The 17,063-nt window shown below is 35.7% G+C and carries 14 protein-coding genes; 6 read left to right on the forward strand and 8 right to left on the reverse strand.

Annotated features, from left to right (window positions below; translation table 11 throughout):
* Positions 1-506 precede the first annotated feature (506 nt).
* Positions 507-995, forward strand: a complete 489-nt coding sequence (locus BM278_RS08820) for a hypothetical protein (protein WP_029761317.1) — start codon at positions 507-509, stop codon at positions 993-995.
* 114 nt (positions 996-1,109) lie between these two features.
* On the opposite strand, the gene BM278_RS08825 is transcribed toward BM278_RS08820, so the two are convergent.
* Genes BM278_RS08825 through BM278_RS18735 form a run of 3 tightly spaced genes read right to left on the reverse strand, consistent with a single transcriptional unit; the run spans position 1,110 to position 1,807 of the window.
* Positions 1,110-1,358 (reverse strand): hypothetical protein, encoded by a 249-nt coding sequence (locus tag BM278_RS08825; RefSeq protein WP_143093430.1) that lies wholly within the window; start codon positions 1,356-1,358, stop codon positions 1,110-1,112.
* Positions 1,359-1,403: 45 nt separating this feature from the next.
* Positions 1,404-1,667 (reverse strand): hypothetical protein, encoded by a 264-nt coding sequence (locus tag BM278_RS19225; protein WP_244151135.1) that lies wholly within the window; start codon positions 1,665-1,667, stop codon positions 1,404-1,406.
* On the reverse strand, positions 1,664-1,807 hold the full coding sequence (locus BM278_RS18735) for a hypothetical protein (RefSeq protein ID WP_167359605.1): 144 nt from the start codon (positions 1,805-1,807) through the stop codon (positions 1,664-1,666). Before BM278_RS18735 ends, BM278_RS19225 begins: the two co-directional genes overlap by 4 nt.
* Positions 1,808-2,858: 1,051 nt before the next feature.
* Here BM278_RS18735 and BM278_RS08835 point away from each other — a divergent pair.
* The 5 genes from BM278_RS08835 (at position 2,859) to BM278_RS08860 (ending at position 11,021) form a co-directional block, all read left to right on the forward strand.
* Positions 2,859-4,733: an ATP-dependent nuclease gene (locus BM278_RS08835; RefSeq protein ID WP_167359606.1), complete on the forward strand. Its 1,875-nt coding sequence runs from the start codon at positions 2,859-2,861 to the stop codon at positions 4,731-4,733.
* Positions 4,708-6,555: a UvrD-helicase domain-containing protein gene (locus BM278_RS08840; protein ID WP_244151136.1), complete on the forward strand. Its 1,848-nt coding sequence runs from the start codon at positions 4,708-4,710 to the stop codon at positions 6,553-6,555. The genes BM278_RS08835 and BM278_RS08840 overlap by 26 nt, the downstream gene beginning before the upstream one ends.
* A 358-nt stretch (positions 6,556-6,913) precedes the next feature.
* Positions 6,914-7,561 carry a hypothetical protein gene (locus BM278_RS08850; protein WP_143093431.1) on the forward strand — a complete coding sequence of 216 codons (648 nt, stop codon included), beginning with the start codon at positions 6,914-6,916 and terminating at the stop codon, positions 7,559-7,561.
* A gap of 91 nt (positions 7,562-7,652) precedes the next feature.
* Positions 7,653-9,155: an SIR2 family NAD-dependent protein deacylase gene (locus tag BM278_RS08855; RefSeq protein ID WP_050367253.1), complete on the forward strand. Its 1,503-nt coding sequence runs from the start codon at positions 7,653-7,655 to the stop codon at positions 9,153-9,155.
* Positions 9,156-9,566: 411 nt separating this feature from the next.
* Positions 9,567-11,021, forward strand: coding sequence for a tyrosine-type recombinase/integrase (locus BM278_RS08860; RefSeq protein ID WP_090949048.1), 1,455 nt, complete (start codon positions 9,567-9,569; stop codon positions 11,019-11,021).
* A 39-nt stretch (positions 11,022-11,060) separates the two neighbouring features.
* On the opposite strand, the gene BM278_RS08865 is transcribed toward BM278_RS08860, so the two are convergent.
* From BM278_RS08865 to BM278_RS08885, 5 genes are all read right to left on the reverse strand, one after another.
* Entirely contained in the window at positions 11,061-11,966 is a 906-nt protein-coding gene (locus tag BM278_RS08865) for a tyrosine-type recombinase/integrase (protein WP_090949049.1), read from the reverse strand.
* Between the two features lie 708 nt (positions 11,967-12,674).
* Complete coding sequence (locus tag BM278_RS08870; protein ID WP_090949051.1) at positions 12,675-12,869, reverse strand: hypothetical protein; 195 nt, start codon at positions 12,867-12,869, stop codon at positions 12,675-12,677.
* A 154-nt stretch (positions 12,870-13,023) separates the two neighbouring features.
* The gene (locus BM278_RS08875; RefSeq protein WP_090949052.1) at positions 13,024-14,262 is read right to left on the reverse strand and encodes a DHH family phosphoesterase; all 1,239 of its coding nucleotides are present in this window, start codon (positions 14,260-14,262) and stop codon (positions 13,024-13,026) included.
* Between the two features lie 17 nt (positions 14,263-14,279).
* Positions 14,280-16,202, reverse strand: coding sequence for a vWA domain-containing protein (locus BM278_RS08880; protein ID WP_090949054.1), 1,923 nt, complete (start codon positions 16,200-16,202; stop codon positions 14,280-14,282).
* 13 nt (positions 16,203-16,215) lie between these two features.
* The gene (locus BM278_RS08885; protein ID WP_244151139.1) at positions 16,216-17,061 is read right to left on the reverse strand and encodes an ATP-binding protein; all 846 of its coding nucleotides are present in this window, start codon (positions 17,059-17,061) and stop codon (positions 16,216-16,218) included.
* Positions 17,062-17,063 lie beyond the last annotated feature (2 nt).

Below are 17,063 nucleotides of genomic sequence, written 5' to 3' on the forward strand. Positions count from 1 at the left end.
AAAGGTTGCATGACGGCCAATACTATTTCGATAAGTGCTGGGTTGGATGCGCTTTAAATCGGCACGTCGTTACTTTCATTCGTAACGAATATTCGTATCTTTTATTTGTATCGAATGGAAATAAACGAATGGCAATGATGCAATATCATTGCGATATTAAGCGGGGCAACCCATATTCGTTTCTAAAAACAGAAAATGGGGATAAAAGGATTTGATAATGAACTTGAAAATGTATTCGTAACGATTGATAGATACGTATATTCGTTTCGATAGGGCATTGTAAAATCGTCGATCGGTTTCCTATTGAAAAATTGCATTTATTTGTAAGGCCATCGGTTAAGTATAGATTGATCAAAGCATCATGATAAATTCCGAATACATTCTTTTCGGAATCCGTAGCACATCTGAAATTATATGGTTATAAATTGCCACAAATATTCTGCAAAAGTTATTAGAATTTAGCACAAGTGAAGTTATAATGTTTAAAAAAATCGGAGGTGATTTAAATGAAATTAATAGAAGCATTAGAACAATTAAACAACGGAAAATCGTTGGCAGAGGTTGCAACTATGGCAGGAATAAATGAAAAAGACTTAGAAAGAAAACTGGCAAATGCAGCAATTGAATTTGATCAAGAAGAAAATGAATATAAATATAAAGGTATTGCACCAGAAGAATCATTGAGTAGAGATGTAAAAAGTAGAATCGTCGTTTTATTAGTTGATAAACCCTTTGTAAAAAAGAAACAAGAAAATCGAACGCCAATAAACGTTGAAGAGAATTTCGATTTGGAATATAAAATGTTCAAAGATTACTTAAAAGTAGATCATTCGTTGTTAAAAGAGAAGAAAACCTTTTTCTTAACAGAAGAAATGTATAACACAATAAAAAATCTAAGTGTAGAAAAATCATTTAAAATAAATGCACTAGTAAATGTTTTGCTGGAAAGAGGGTTGGAATATTACAAGGTTGATTTAAAAGAAAAGGATGGCTGACTATTGGTAATATTTCTGTTTTAAATTTACTGCCTGAAATAACAGCATGAACATAACTAACTGGTTTATGTTTCATGCTGTTTATTTTTTAATCTTCTATTTTTCTTATGCCTACTAATTTTGAATATAGGCGATAAGAAATCGATAGACAACAATTAGGTATAGTTGAACAACATCGTCTTTCAATTTTTTTCGTTCTTCTATTTCTTCTTCCGTCAGGATTTCTTGTAATTCCAGTTCTTTGGCCATAGCTATGTATTCTTCGTATAGTTCGATTAATGTTTCTTTCTCGGCTTCCATGCCTTCGACATATTTGGATTCTGGTATGCTATTGACCTCTAACCACTCGGCTATCCGATTCAAGTTCCACTTTTTGTTAGCAACCAGCTTCGTGGCAAAATACATATCCTATCCGCAACGCAAAATACATATCCATTTAAAACTCCAAAAAAGATGCCGCAGTAATATATGCTGTCCGCTTGTTCCCATCCACAAAATACTGATTGTGGTTAAAGTATGCATATATACAGCAGCTTTTTTTAATAAACCCGGTTTGTACCCAAGGCTGTCGATGAGATTTGGCTCATGTTCTCCCGACAAACCTCCGAATGTTTTTAAGGCCATATCATGGAACATTCGGATATGTTTCGGCTCTAAAGGTTCAATGCTCAATTTTTACTCAACCTCTTTAAACCTTTGAGGTTTCTGCGAATGACTTTGGCAGCAACTTTTTGAAGCCTTACATCTTTTTCATTTTTTCCAGTAGCTTTTTTCATTTCATCCTCCTGAATGATTGCGACTTGTTGCAACATATATATGCCCTCTTTCTCGTTATTATTGCTTATCATAGCATATATTTATCTCATTTAACAGAAAAAAAGAAGGAGCTACATACTAATTTAGCTCCGATGCATTTTCAACGTGATCTTTCTCAATTTCAATGGTCAAGTCCTAATTATTGTGTAAATTCCCCTTTGATAGAAAACATGGACCTGATAACTTGACGTATAGTATAGGTGAGTCCGGTAAACGTCCCTGACGGTCGTCTTCCCGGACAAACGATCATGTTGTCAAGGAATCAATGCGTCAAGGAGCTTTCAGGCATATCCTCGTTTCGCTCTGGTATTCCACGTTCTCCTTGACACGTCAAAGGGGTGAGCCGTTATCCCACTCTTTTCATCGCCGGAGTCTCTTGATTCATCGAGCGGGCTTCTTGTTCTTTTGTTTTCTGTCACTGCCAATAGTCAGACAATCTAAACCCTTCTTCGGGGATTTGATTCAGAACTTGTTCGAGCAGCTTAGTCAATCCTTTATCTTTCAGCAATAGCCCGTGCAAAAGTTCATCATTTACAGGAATATGATATTGAGCCAGCGTTGCATTCCTCCTTATGTTTGGGGTTCACTGTTTATTTGACCAAAGGGGAAGCAACGTGGCTCTTTTTTCTATTCCTTTTTTACACAATTATACGGACTTAACTTAGGAACCCACATACTACACACCGAAGAAAAATCTGCACAAGAGGCACTTTAACACAATTAATTTATTTCATTTTATTAACTTTCTTAAATAGAAAAACCTTGAAATATCGCGTATTTTCAAGACGCATTTTAATCGATTTAACCATTTTACGTATTTAACTCACTTGTTTTTCCCCTTTCTATTTTGACAGGATTATACCCAGAATTGTACCCACATAATCACATTCTATAATTTACATAATGATTTCTGAGTAAACTTACAATTCATACGGATAATAATAAAAATATACAAAATGTAACATTTTTCGCCAAAAAATGATAAAATTCAAGAATAAGGTCATTTGATCTTCTTCTTTTTAGCTTAATTGGGGAAGGGGAGATTTGATGTATATATCTAAATTAGTAATAGAAGGATATCGTTGTTTTAATGAAAAAACCGAAATACCTTTAAATGAAGGACTTACAGTTATCTTGGGTGAAAACGGAAGTGGCAAGTCGGCTATTATTGATGCAATACGATTAATCTTAAATGAAGACGAGTTTGATAATGTTAAAATTACTGAAAAAGAGTTTTGGCACTCAATTGGTAATACTAAGAATGAGATAAGGTCTAATTTTACGATTGACCTAATCTTCTCGGGTCTCAACGAAAAGGAACAATTAGCTTATTTACCTTGGTTAAACCCGAACGATTTATGTTCGGCATCTTTACATTTAAAAGTGCAAAATAAGACTAATTCTAGAAATCAATATAAGAGGGAATTATGGGGAGGTAATTCCTCAAGTAGTATATTCGAGTGGGATACATATAATTCAATTCAATGCACATATTTACCGCCATTGCGTGACGCAGAACAACGCCTTAGAGCTGTTAGAGGATCACGTTTAGCTCGCTTAATAACTAAAATGGAGTCAAAAAATAACGCAAGAGAGCGTTTAGAAGATATAGTTAAACAAAATAACAAAGAATTATTAAAAGATGAGCTGATCGTAAAAGCAAAGGATAATATTAAAAATCGACTAATAGAATCTTTGGGAGAACAATTGGCTCAAGATATTAGCGTTTCTTTTTCGGAAACTCGATTCGAGAGAATCATTGAAAATTTAAAACTGTTATTCTATCCGCTTCTTGATAATGAAGTGAGTGTAGAAGAGTTTCGGGAGTTATCAGAAAATAGTCTTGGATATAACAACTTAATTTATTTAGCAACTGTATTAGCGGAATTAGAGCAAACAGAAGAAAATGAGTTATCTACTCGCATTCTTCTGATAGAGGAACCCGAGGCACATTTACATCCACAACTACAGACAAAATTACTTGAATATATAGAAAAACAAGCTCGAATAAGTGGTGTTCAAGTTATTGTCACTACCCATTCACCAATAATAGCTTCTTCTGTTGACTTAAATAATATTTTAGTTGTTAAAAGAACAGATTTTAATAACAGTCCTACGATTGTTCCATTAAAGAATGTAGGATTAACTCCAAAACAGAAATTTTTCTTGCAACGTTGGATGGATATTACTAAATCAACTTTATTGTTTGCTAGAGGTGTGATTCTTGTTGAAGGGATAGCGGAAGGACTAGTTATTCCAGAGTTGGCTAAAAGAGTATTACATAAATATTTGAATTCAAAGAAAAAAATATCCGATTACTCTTTAGAAGAATATAGCGTTTCCGTAATAAATATGGGTGGTATTTATTTCGAGTCATTCTTTCAACTATTTATGAATGCAGAAGAACAAGGAAAAGGTATACCAATTAGATGTGCAGGTATAACAGATTGTGATCCTAAAGAAAGTGACACTCCTTATGTTGGAAATGAGTGCGAATGTAATAATCCGGCATTAAAACTACAGATGATACTGAAAGATAACAAATATTGCCGCTTATACAGTAATTCTAAAACTTTTGAATATGACTTGGCTCTATGCGGAAACAACTTTTTGGTAATGGTTGATACCTTCCTTGAAATTTTAGAAACAGATGGATCTATCAGAGAAGACTTTGAAAAATATAAAAAGGAATTTATCAGAAAAACTGATAGTGAAAAAGCTAAAATAGCAAAATGCTTATTAGATAGAATAGATAACCCTAAATTATGCGGTAAGGGTTTATTTGCTCAACACTTAGCTTATAAACTTGCCAATGAGGAAATAGAATTTACAGTTCCTAATTATATCGAGAAAGCTATTCTTTGGGCTTGCAATCTAAATGAAAGGAGTGAAAGTAATGTACCAACAAGTTCTGGAAATTAAACCCATAAATAAATTAGATTTAATTTATTCGGTGTTAAATAACGAAGATATAAAACGTCTTTCCCCAGAGCAAGCTACTTTTATTTTACATCCAATTAATCGGGATTGTTTTTTAAGCGCTTGCCCGGGCAGTGGAAAAACGCATTCGGTTGGCATCAAAATAGCATATGAAATTCAAAATTGGATTTCCAAGATAAGTGGTATAGCTGTTCTCTCATTTACGAAAAATGCTGCGGAAGAAATCAAAAATCGTGCTAATCGCTTTTTGGGAAATTTGAATGTAAGTCATCCTCATTTCGTTGGTACGATTGATAGTTGGCTCCATTCCTATATTTTCCACCCTTTTGGTTCTGTAGTAACTAGGTATAAGGGAGCTGAAGGGGATGTTTCACATAAATTAATACAGGATGGTAATCATGGTACATGGTTAAAAAATTTTAGTACCAATAAAATTTCTATACTAGATTACACTATTGATATGAATGAAAATCCTACAGTTTGTGATGAAAAGAAAAAAATCGAAAATGATCCCTTAACTATTAGTACTCTATTAAACAAAAAGAAACAGTTTGCAGAAAAAGGTTTTGTAACCTATGCAGACATAGAATATTGGTGTTACAAGCTTTTGCAACAAAGAGGGGATATTCTTGATTTAATTGCTAAAAGATTTCCCTATATTTTTATTGATGAGTGTCAGGATTTATCTGAAATTCAGCTTGGTATTTTAAGTTTATTAAAACAGGCAGGGGTAACTATTCATTTAATCGGTGATTTAGATCAAGCAATTTACGGATTTAGAAAGGTCTATCCGGAAAAAGTGATTGAGAAAATAGATGAATGGAAAATGGAACGTTTACAATTAACCATTAATCACAGAAGTGTCCAGCAAATTTGTAATGTTGTTGCTAAACTAGGTGGAAAGCAACAAATTATAGGAACCCGGTCAAGTCTTAATCAATCTTGTTTACTTTGGGTTTATGATAAAAAAAATGATCTATATCAACTTCAAGAAGCATTTATCAACTTATTAGACAAAAGGAATTTAAATGTCAAAGATGCGATTATTATTGCTAGAGGATCCTCGACAATTAGGCAAATTAAAGGTTACCCAAAGGATACAAAACTAGACAAAGCTAAAAATCATATTGTATACAAAATTGCATCCGCTATTACTCACTGGAGTTCAGCTAATTTTAAAGACAAAAATGTCGCATTAGAATTATTTAGTCAAGCCATTATCGACTTAGCGTATGCCGGAAAAGGTAAATCAGGAATTATTACAACCCCTTTTTCTTACAACCCAATAGATTGGCGTATAAAACTTGGAACTTATCTCGAGAAGATTGCTAGTAAAAGTGATTTTATAGTTAAAGAAACTTCTAAACAAATATGGAAAAATTGGGTTAAAGATATTCTTAAAAGTGAATTTAAGAATATTTGGGATGAACTTAAAGATGTTGAATACTCATTTGAGAAAATTGTCAGAAGATTAAGATCTCCTGAAGGATTGTCAGATATTCCTATGTCTAAAAAATTTTTAATGGGTGAAAAAAAGATCGAAATTAAAGTAAAAGTAGATACGATACATAAAGTAAAAGGAGAAACTTACAGGGCCGCTCTTGTAGTTTCTTCACCAACTAAAAAATCTGATGGTGGACATTTCACACAATGGTTACAGAAAGGTACAGAAGCAAGCCGCTTTGCTTATGTAGCATGTTCAAGACCACAAGATTTATTAGTTTTAGCTATTCCAGAGTACAGCGAAGAGATATTAAACTTAGGATTTTATTTAGATGACATGAAGGAATATATCTCTGTGTAAAATGATAAGCAATTTTCAACTATTATAACTATCTCAAATAAATTTCCAAATATAACCAATTAATGTTTAGGATGTCTAGCAAAATTCCACCACCTAAAAAAGCAAGAGTTATTGGAAGTAAGTTTAATTCAAAAAGTGAAAAATAACCTAAGGATGGTTCACCAAACTGTTATTAAAAGCCATCATCTATTAAAAAAGCGCGAAGGAATATTTGAGATACTTTCTAGTCTGTATAGAGATGAAAAATATCAATCGTTTATAAACTTGTCTGTTATTCAAGTCGAAGGTTTATTTTACGATTTCTGTTTAATTCTTAATGATGAAATCGAATTTGATAATCTTGGAACACTTATTTAGTGTGAAAGCCGAAAAAGTATTTTCAACAAATCGTGCATTGTGGTTATCTATGTATCCTTATTTTGCATTTGAAGCTCCAATCTTTAGAAACAAAATTACCCATAATGGTCTTTGGGATCCAGACGATATTAAAAACTTTGCTAATGAATTGATTTATGATTTATTTGCAATAATTAGTGCAATAAAGTTTACACCAAAATTACCTTATAATCAGCTTGGAGTTATTTTATCTTTGCGTCAAGAGATTAAGAAACTTGAATTATCATACGAGGATTATTCAACAGTTTTATTTTCGCTATTTAGTGGAAACCAAGGAAGAAATCTTGGAAAAGAAATTTTTGATATATTAAAACGAAGAGAAGAAAAAAAGGAAGTATTAGAGTTTTACTCAATACCTATCTCAGAATTTGTAAGCACCAATCTATATGAAGAGTGTTGCAGACTTACGCGAGTTATATACGATGAAAAATTATGGGAATTAATAATTAAACAGTTATCTTCGATTACAAAACATGAACCCGACAAGCCATATGATTTTGTAGACTTTGCAGAAATGATAGTAAATAGTTATATTGATGAATTTGAAAAAGATAGTAGATTAAAGGAAAAATGTATTTTAATAAAAAAGGAATTAAAAAAATTTTACTGATGAGTTTAATAAGCTTATAAATTAGAGAAGTCTTGAATTGTTTTCAACAACTAGTCAATATTTTAGAGTTGCAAGAAGAAGGGGAAAGAAAATGAGTCAAATTATTGATACTTTAGGCGAATTAGCTGCTAAGCAAAAATTGGTCCCATTTATGGGTGCTGGCTGTTCTGCTTCTATGCTACCAGATTGGGATTCTCTAGTCAGCGAGATGGCCGAGCAGTTAGGACTAACGTCTATTACGAATCATTTTGAAATTGCTCAAAAATATGTGGATACGTTCGGAAGGGATAAATTTTGTGAGTTTTTGAAGAGTAAATTAGAAATTTCGGAATTTGATGATGAAAAAGGATATGTCCATTTAACAATAATGAATATGGGTGTTCCCGTTATTTACACTACAAACCAAGATAATGTGATGGAAAAAGCGTTTGAGAAGTATGGAAGGAAATACAGGACTATCATTCATTTAAAGGATTTTGCTGAAGCGAAATTGTCAGAACAGCTTTATATTAAGTTTCATGGGGATCTTAACTATCCTGAATCTATCGTATTCACACAAGAGGATTATCAAAAAAGAATGAGTGATCCGGAAAATGCATTTAACATCCGTTTACGAGCGGATCTATTAGCAAAAAATTTGTTATTTGTAGGCTATAGTTTTCGTGATATCAATATTCAACAAATGTTTGCTGAACTACAGAAAGCATTTTATGGAGAATTACCAACATCCTATATGATTGCATATAGATATAGTAATGAACTCCAATCATTGTGTGATCAATACGGAATTACATTGATAGATCCCATGAAGGAATGCCCTGAAGCTAAAAATCATATAGAAGCCTTCGAAACCTTTTTAAAATGTATGTTAGAAGAAACAAGGAGCAAAAAATTTGAAGATGGAATGGAAGAGTTTTTTACACCAATATCTTCAACACCTGTAAAAGTGGTAAGTAAGCAAGAAATAGATCTTTTAGAACAAACTATAAAAAAGAAACCTTTTTCTATAGGCATTAAATTATTTCGGGAAATTTGCGATTTATCAGATATTCCTTTAGATTATGAAAAGCGAATTGTCGAAGCTTTTACTGAACTAGCTAAGAAAGTGAAGACCGATGAAGATACCGATTCTTTGAATGCAGCAATCTTTAACTTAAAATTAAAGAATCCATTGAATAAACTTAGGATTTTGGCTGCACTTATGGCAACTGCTAATGTAAGAAGCCCAAAAAGTAAGTACGGTGGTGACCATTTCTTTGTTGGGATGCAAGGTGTTAGTAAAAGTACTTACATTGTTGTTGCAGCAAAAGCAATTGAATACGTCTATAGTTGGGGATGGAAACCAACACCTCCTCTTTCTTGGAATGTTAATCACTGGATTGAAAAAGGAGCAGATTTTAAGGCTTTACCAAAACAAATACAACAATACGTAATGTACTGGGTAGATAAAATGAGAAGAGATTGCAAAACAGTCGCAGAACATCCGATTAAAAGGCAACAAAGACTTCGAGATTATTCTTTAATTGACCCCTCAGTTAGTCTTACAGAAGATGAAACTAAATTACTGAGCGAGTTAATTAACCAAGAACTTTAACGTTTGTCTTTATAGAATATAGAAGAAGGGTCATTACGGCCACAGAAATAGTATTGTTCAATAATAAAATAAGGCGCAATTGTGGAACACAATCACACCTTTTAAACAGCTATTTAAAACACCGTCCAGCTTTAATTAAACGAGCGTTAAATACGCTATCCGTTACAGATGATTTATAAAAATATTTAGCTGAAAAAGAAACAAATCTATAAAATTTTGCAAAATAGTTGTTGACTTTTCATCATAATCTGATAAAATACAAAACAAATGAATAACTTAATATACGACAAGGGAAAACCCCAAGCTTTACAGCGCTACCTATGCGTATATACACGCATAAGAAGTAGCGGTGTTTGGCTTGGGGTTTTTTGTATTTTAAGCTCAATTATTTTTATACGGAGGTAATAGATCATGAGCAAGACAAATATTTCAGCTAAATCTACTTTAATTGAGGCTTTTAATGAATATGAAAAAAGCCAGTTTTGGTCAAAAAACACTAGACGTACCTACCGTAAAAATGTAATTTACATGTCAGAATATATGTTAAACCAAGGGTTAAATCCAGTGCTTGAGAATATCGATTATGAATTTGTGAAGATATGGGAAAATGATCAACGAAAACAAGGCTATAGTCCGAGAACGATAAAACAACATCAGGCAACGATGCAATCTATGTTTACGCATTATAACCGGCTCGGAGTTATTAACGGAAATCCATTCGCAGCATTAAAAATCACAGATTCTAATAAACAAAAACATCATTCGAGAGCATTAAATATCACCGAATTATACCAAGTTTACAAAGCTGCGTTTGAGTTGCAAGAAAGAGGTGTTAATGTATTAGTTCCAACCCTAATAGATATGTTTACTGCTCTCAGAGTCACATCGCTCGAAAAACTAACCGTTCGTTCAGTCTCTACTACTATGAACGGTCTAGTTTATGAGTTCGATCCCAAAAAAGATCGAGTAAAAGAAGATAAACTTCTTGACCAATATCTAGAGGAAGGGGATAAACACACTGACAATTCGCCAAACAGCAAAAACAAAGACTTCTTTATTCCATTACCACCTAAGCTCATGAAATTACTCACCCAATATATTGAACACATGGAACCAAATGATGCATTGTTATACGGCTTGAGAGGAAAGCCGCTCATTAACAAGCAGATGAATTATATAATCGATAAAGTATGTGAACATTTGGGATGGATAAAAGTAGAATATGAACAACCAGAGAATAAGGAAAATCATAATCATGCAAAAGAGAAGGGAAGAAGAAACAAAATCATCCGTAAAACAGAGAAGTATTTCACACCGCACGGATTACGATACACTCTTTCTACATTGTTTCATGAAATGGGGGTCTCAGATGATGCTATACGCTTTTTGCTTGGACACTCTAGATATGAGCTTGACGCTCTGCAGCATTATATTTTAAGCGATGCAAAGTATATTAAAGAAATTCGAGCGGCCCAAGTAATAATCGAAACTCTTTTTGAAACTGCTATGGAACTTGAATCTAATTATAATATCACGCTAGATTTAGAAGAAATTTTTGATGAAATTCCTAAAGTTTATTCGAATCAATTGAAAAACAAAAATTACATCAATCTGTTTAAAGAACATCTCGTAAAGTATGCATTTACAGCATTACAGCAAAAAATACTTAAAGAATCAGGGAATAATCATTCTGATTATTTTACATTTAAAGCACCAGAACTTTATAATCAGATTGCTATGGCGCAGCAAGGGTATTTTCCCCATGCTCCAATGCCTTATCAGCAAACTCATGGAATGCACTCAATGTCGTACGATCTCACGCATCCAGTGCCTTTGTATCCGCCAACTCATATTCACATGAAATAACTACCCGGCTAGGGTAGTTATTTCCGTACTAAGCAGGTTTTAAAATATGTTAAATGTTTCAATCGCTTTTTTCTTTTGCTCAAAGTCAACATGCGTGTATACTTGCGTCGTGACTAAACTTTCATGGCCGAGTAGTTCTTGTACGGTACGCAAATCAACATTTTCTTTATTTTCTTGTATCAACAAGGTAGCAAACGTATGCCGCAAATGATGGAGTGAGAACCGTTGAGGTGGCAGACCAGCTTTTTGTAAGATTTCCTTAAATATCTTATGTAAACCACGCGGGTTCAGTTTTTTGCCGTTTTTATTTAAAAATACCGGTTGGGAAGGATGGAGCTGATATTCCTCTAAACTTTCCATATAGCTTTTTATTAAAGGGACAACCATAGGATGAAGGGGGAGTAAGCGCTCTTTTTTTCCTTTCCCATAAATACGTATCGTGTTGTTCGATAAATCAATTTGTTCCCAAGTTAGTTCAACAATTTCAGATCTTCGCATACCCGTAGTGGCTAACAGTTTAAACAGAAGATGGTTTCGCATCGCCATTCGGCTATTGTCTTGCTCCAAAAAATGAAACAGTTTTCGTAGTTCAGACAAAGACATATAAGTCGGTAATTTGCTATCCGTTTTAGGAGTATCAATTCCAATCATAAAATCGTTGTCGATTAGATTTTCTTTGACACAGTATTTACTGAACGATTTCAAGCAAGAAATTCTCCGATAGATCGTTCGAGGCTTGACATTTTCTTTTGTAATTTGATGCTGGATGAAGCGACGAACATGCGTTTTTGTAATGTCATGAAGTTGTACAGAATAGCCGTGTTGAATTAAGAAGTTCTCGAAACATCTCAAATCATACGCATAACCATCAACGGTGTTAAGTGAATAGTTTTTTTCAATTTGCAAGTACAACACAAATTCATCAATGGCTTGTCGAAACAACATAAAAAACGCCTCCAGTTGATAATCAACGACCGATGATAATCGATAAAAAAATAATGATAATTCGTTTAAAAAATGATAATTCGTAGACACAAAAAATTATGAGGAACTTAGGTTAACAAGTTCCCGGATAATTGATTTTATGGGCACTTGAGGGAAGAAACCCTCCATTTGTGCGGAAATCATTAAGTTTACATAATATAAATTATAGGAAGTTATAAAGAATTTGTTTCACAAATTAAGTAAACTAGATATATTGAGACAAAAAATAAAAACGATGATTCAAATTTAACATTTAACTAACATGGATGTTTGCGTATGTTATTTGCCAGCAAATTAAAAGTACAAAACAAAGTATGTGATTTATCATGAACTATAAAAAACTTTGTTCTGGAATTTAGAAAATTACGAAGCGCAGGTTTACTTTTTTATTAACATCTTATTTTTTGCAGGCACTATCCATATCTGTATCTGTTACTGTTGTCTGTCTGTGAAAAATCATTATTATATTGAATTGAATTATATTGACGTCCTTGTGGTTTAATGCAATCGCTTTTTTACTTCTGAATAACTGGAAAATAATAGATTAAGCAATACAAACTGGAAATAATAATAAAACATGCAGCGGCTGCTTTTATGTCGGCGAACCACTGCATGTTACCAATTGTAATACATTATAAAGAAACACATCGTACCATCCTTCCGTTTTTGTTACGCAATATCTGTGTGACGATATAGAACTCCTTTGTATTGAACGCGGACTGGTACACCTTTTTCTCGTTTATATTTTCTCGTGAGCGCCTTCACTTTTGAAAAGGCTTCCATCATCCCAGATGCTAAAATGGTCTCTTCCCAAACGACTGGTTTCGTTTGATCTGTGTAAAAAGAAAAAATATACTGTTTCATATTTCTCACCTCCCCGTTCATAATTATAACCTAAATCTGTCTTAATTAAACATTTAAACTGTTACAATTATGTTAACATTTTCTGAAAAGCAGTTTAAACTTTCTAAATCTATATAGTATGATGGAAGTTACGCAAAAATGTCAAAACCGACACCTATTTTTGGTATCGGTTTTTCAGTTTGTATTGTTGCAAGACATTCACATACTCGTTTGCGATCATTTCTTTTTCCATGGACAACTGTTGTTGCAAGTAATCAATCACCGCTTGATCGTCCGCCAATCCCGCTGCGAACTGGCGTTTGATAAATCGTTCCGCCTCTTCTTGGCTGGAAAATTGTTTTTCTTTTTCCTCATAATAAACGAGACAATTTTCATTGTTTGGAAGGAAGAAAAACCATTGCCCTTGATTGTTGGTAAAAAAGAAGCCTTCTTTTTGTTTTTTCGTGTTCAGCTGGTTCTGCTCCGCATCATGATATACCGGCGGCAGCGGGAAAACGTCTGCCACGAAAAGCGGGAACGTTTTTTCATCGACAAAGCATCCGGACGCTTTTGGATGGCCTCCACCGCCAAACTGCTTTGCAAATTCAGCGACGTTTACCGTATCATGAATCGTGCGAAAGCCGATATGTTTCGTTCCCATGTTGACCATGGCGATTAAGTCTAAATGTGGGCATCGCTTGGATAAGGCATTTCCCAATTCAGACATATGCCGTTCGGCAAAGACGATGCCGACGCAGTAATCGCCAAACCAGCGCTGGACAAGCTGTTTTTGCTTCATACGGATATAGCGCTGAATTTTCTTTTCTTCCATATCTAAAATAAGTTCTTCCGTTTCTGTTAACGCAAAAGGGCCGCCTTCCGTTAACCGCTCGCTCATGCGATCCCAAAATTCATCCAAGCCTAAAATCGTCAGCAAATCGTTTAGCCGCTTTGCCCGCATGTTGCCTGTCTCTTCCCATTCCCACGTATCGTATTGGCGGACGAGTTCGACAAATTCATCGAGCGTTTCGTTTCGCTCAAGTTTTTGTGTGCGGATTAAATATTCATAAAACAGCGAGGTTGCGCACGTTTTTTTGCCTTGTTCATCTGTCGGTTGCACCCACCCCCACGGATACTTATTGAAATGGAGAGCGGTGACATGATGGTCGATGATTTGCACGTGCTTTCCCGCCTCAAACCGTTCCGCCAGCTTTTTTTCTACTTCTTCACTAACCGCCAAATCGGTAATAAAAATGCTTGCTTCGTTATGCTGTTCATCTTCGATAAATTGTTTCACTCGTTCGTCTAAATTGCGGTAGGAGCAAAAAGAGATATTTACTTGTTCAAACGCGATTTTCGCCAGCAGTCCGCATCCGATTCCGTCTAAATCGCCGTCCGTAAACAGTTTGATCATCGCCAATCCATCCTTTTTCATAAACTTTTGTACAATAGCTTTTTTAATAGCGGGAATAAAAAATCTGGAAGCTGTTCCACGTTTGGAACAACAATGCTATGTTTTCCGTAAATATTTTGAACCGTCTCTCTTTGCCCTTCGTCAATTTCCCCGTTGGCTAAAAAGACGTTAATCACTTCGATATGGTGTCTGCGCGCTTCTAATACAGCCTCATGCGTATCGATAATGCCGTTTTGTTCATAGCCAAGTGCCGCTGGTTCCCCGTCGGAAAACACCAATAAAAATTTTTGTTTTTCCGGCCGCTTCAAAAGTTGCTCCGTCATGACACGGATCGCAAATCCGTCGCGATTATCTTCTTGCGCCTCCAGCTGCATGATCGCTGGGCCGCTTTCTTTTTTTCGTGATTGCGCAAACGAAATCACCGTTTGAAAATAATTTGGCTGTTTCGTTTCTGTTGCCTCATTCGGATCTTCCCAAAATCCAACGATTTGATGGGGCACAAACAACGCTTTTAGCGCTTCATGAAACAGAATCACGCCACGTTTTGTTTCTTCCATTTTGTCATACATCGATGCCGAGCAATCGACTAACAGCGTAAAGACGGCGTCAATGCGGGAAGATGGCTGGTGTTTTTTGTAAAATAGGCGCGGCTGCTCGTCTGTCCATAGACGAAGCAGTTTTTTATGAAGACGGCCAAAATGTAAATCCGTTCGCGGAAGTGTTTTTTGATGTTCCAACGTTTTTTCGATCATCTGTTTTAATTTCTTTTGGTACGGCAAAATATCGGCTTTCTTTTGCTCATATTGAGCGATTTGTTGGGATGAAGGAGAAGCCGGAAAAAGAAAAATCGCTTCCGCGTACCGATTGTCTTTTCCGTAGCGATCTCCTTTTCCTGCTTGTTTGCTTTCTCGTTTTTGTTCATAGGCGCTTTGTTTTATATAATCGTTCCGATTTGATTTTCGTGCGGAGCCTTGTACAATCACAAACGCTTGATCTCCGTCTTCACCTTCGCGCCCTCCCTTTCCTAATAAATCAGTCCGTGAGCCTTGCTCAAGTTCGAAACGCAAGAAACTTTTCGTCATGTCGCTCGTTTCGCGATGCCATGTCGGCAATTCCTGCTCATGCACATCTTCGTCCCCGCCTTTTTCTTTATCCAAAATATCGCAATTATTAAGCGGGTCGGTTCGTTTTAAGTCTTCGAGCGTCATCCCTATTTTCTCCACGTTGTTATAACTTTGTTCTGGCAAATAAAAATATGTGTTTAACATATCGTTTGTTAGTATGTCATCAAGCGCTTCGGCAATCATCAGCGTGATGCGGGCCACTTCTTTCGTCGAAGCAGCGTCAAAAAACTGAGGGAGCGTCTGACGAAGCCAAGGCATCATCCGGTCGATTGGCTCATAAATAGTTGGAACGTCCTCTAGCGGTGAGTCGGATGTTAATAATAAATAGACAATAGAAAACAACGCATCTGTATACACGCTTCTTAGCAAATTGGCGTTCGCTTGGCTTTGAAAATAACGTCGGTATACAGCGCGGCGGATGCGAAACCACTTTTTCGTGCCAGGACGTTCTTTTTTGCAAATCTCTTCGAGGCGCAAATCTTCCGCTAGCGCAAATAGCTGCTTGGCAAAGCTAGGGATCGATATGTTTTTAATGTTGTCGAGAAATGCGGTGACTTCGGAAAAATCTGTATGGAAAAGCGTTCCGACTGCCCGCAAACAGACATCGCTTTTTAGGCCGTTTTCTTTTTCTTCTTTTGGGCGGTTGTCCCAAAAATGGCTGACATATAATTTTCGGTTTGGAAAGTCAACATAAGACTGAAAGCCAAACTCTATTTCCCAATCGCTATGTTTCGCCAGCGTTTTCGCTAAATCGGAAAGCTGCATAAACAAAAACGAATCAATCTTTTTATCGTTAAATTGGATAAACCGTTCCATATTATTGCATCCCTCATTCTTCGAACAACGTTTCCGCGATGTTGCGCACTGCCGCTTTTTCCCGATCATCTTCAAGCTTCTCGATAATTCCGCGCTGAATGGCGCGGAGCGGCGGCAAATATACGGCTAAATCGCACGTATCGATGAGCGCCCGAATCGAAGCGGCTTCTTCAGAAATGTGCCCATTTTTCACTTGTGTAATTAAATCAGCGGATAACGCGATGAAGCGGTCGATCAACGTTTCATCCGTTAATGTAGTTTGCGCAAGCAATACGGATTTTAACGTATCTCCTTGAATATACGGCACATCGATAACAATAAAACGGTTTTTTAACGCTTCGTTGAGCGGCACGGTGCCAACATACCCTTCGTTGATGGCAGCGATGACACCAAACGTTTCTTTTGCTTTAACGACTTCACCGGTGAATGGGTTGGTAATCATTTTGCGATAATCGAGGACACCGTTTAAAATCGGCAATGTTTCCGGTTTTGCCATGTTGATTTCGTCGATGTATAATAAATGCCCTTTTGTCATCGCTTGAATGACAGGACCCGGAACAAACTCGATTTCCGCTTTCCCGTCGCGGTTTTGGATCGTTTTAAAGCCGAGCAGTGCTTCTGCATCTAAGTCAACGGAGCAGTTCACACTATGCATCGGCTGACCGAATATAGATGACAGCGTTTCCGCTAGTTTCGTTTTTCCGGACCCTGTCGGCCCCTTTAGCAAAACGTTTTTCCCAAGCGCAAGCGCAATGATCGCATCATATATAATTGACTCATCAGAAGCGGTATAACCGCCTTTTCCGATAAGATGAGCGTCTTCATCGTGAGAAAATAGCTGGTTGCGATATTGAATCATTT

This window comes from Parageobacillus thermantarcticus (assembly GCF_900111865.1).
Lineage (GTDB): Bacteria > Bacillota > Bacilli > Bacillales > Anoxybacillaceae > Parageobacillus > Parageobacillus thermantarcticus.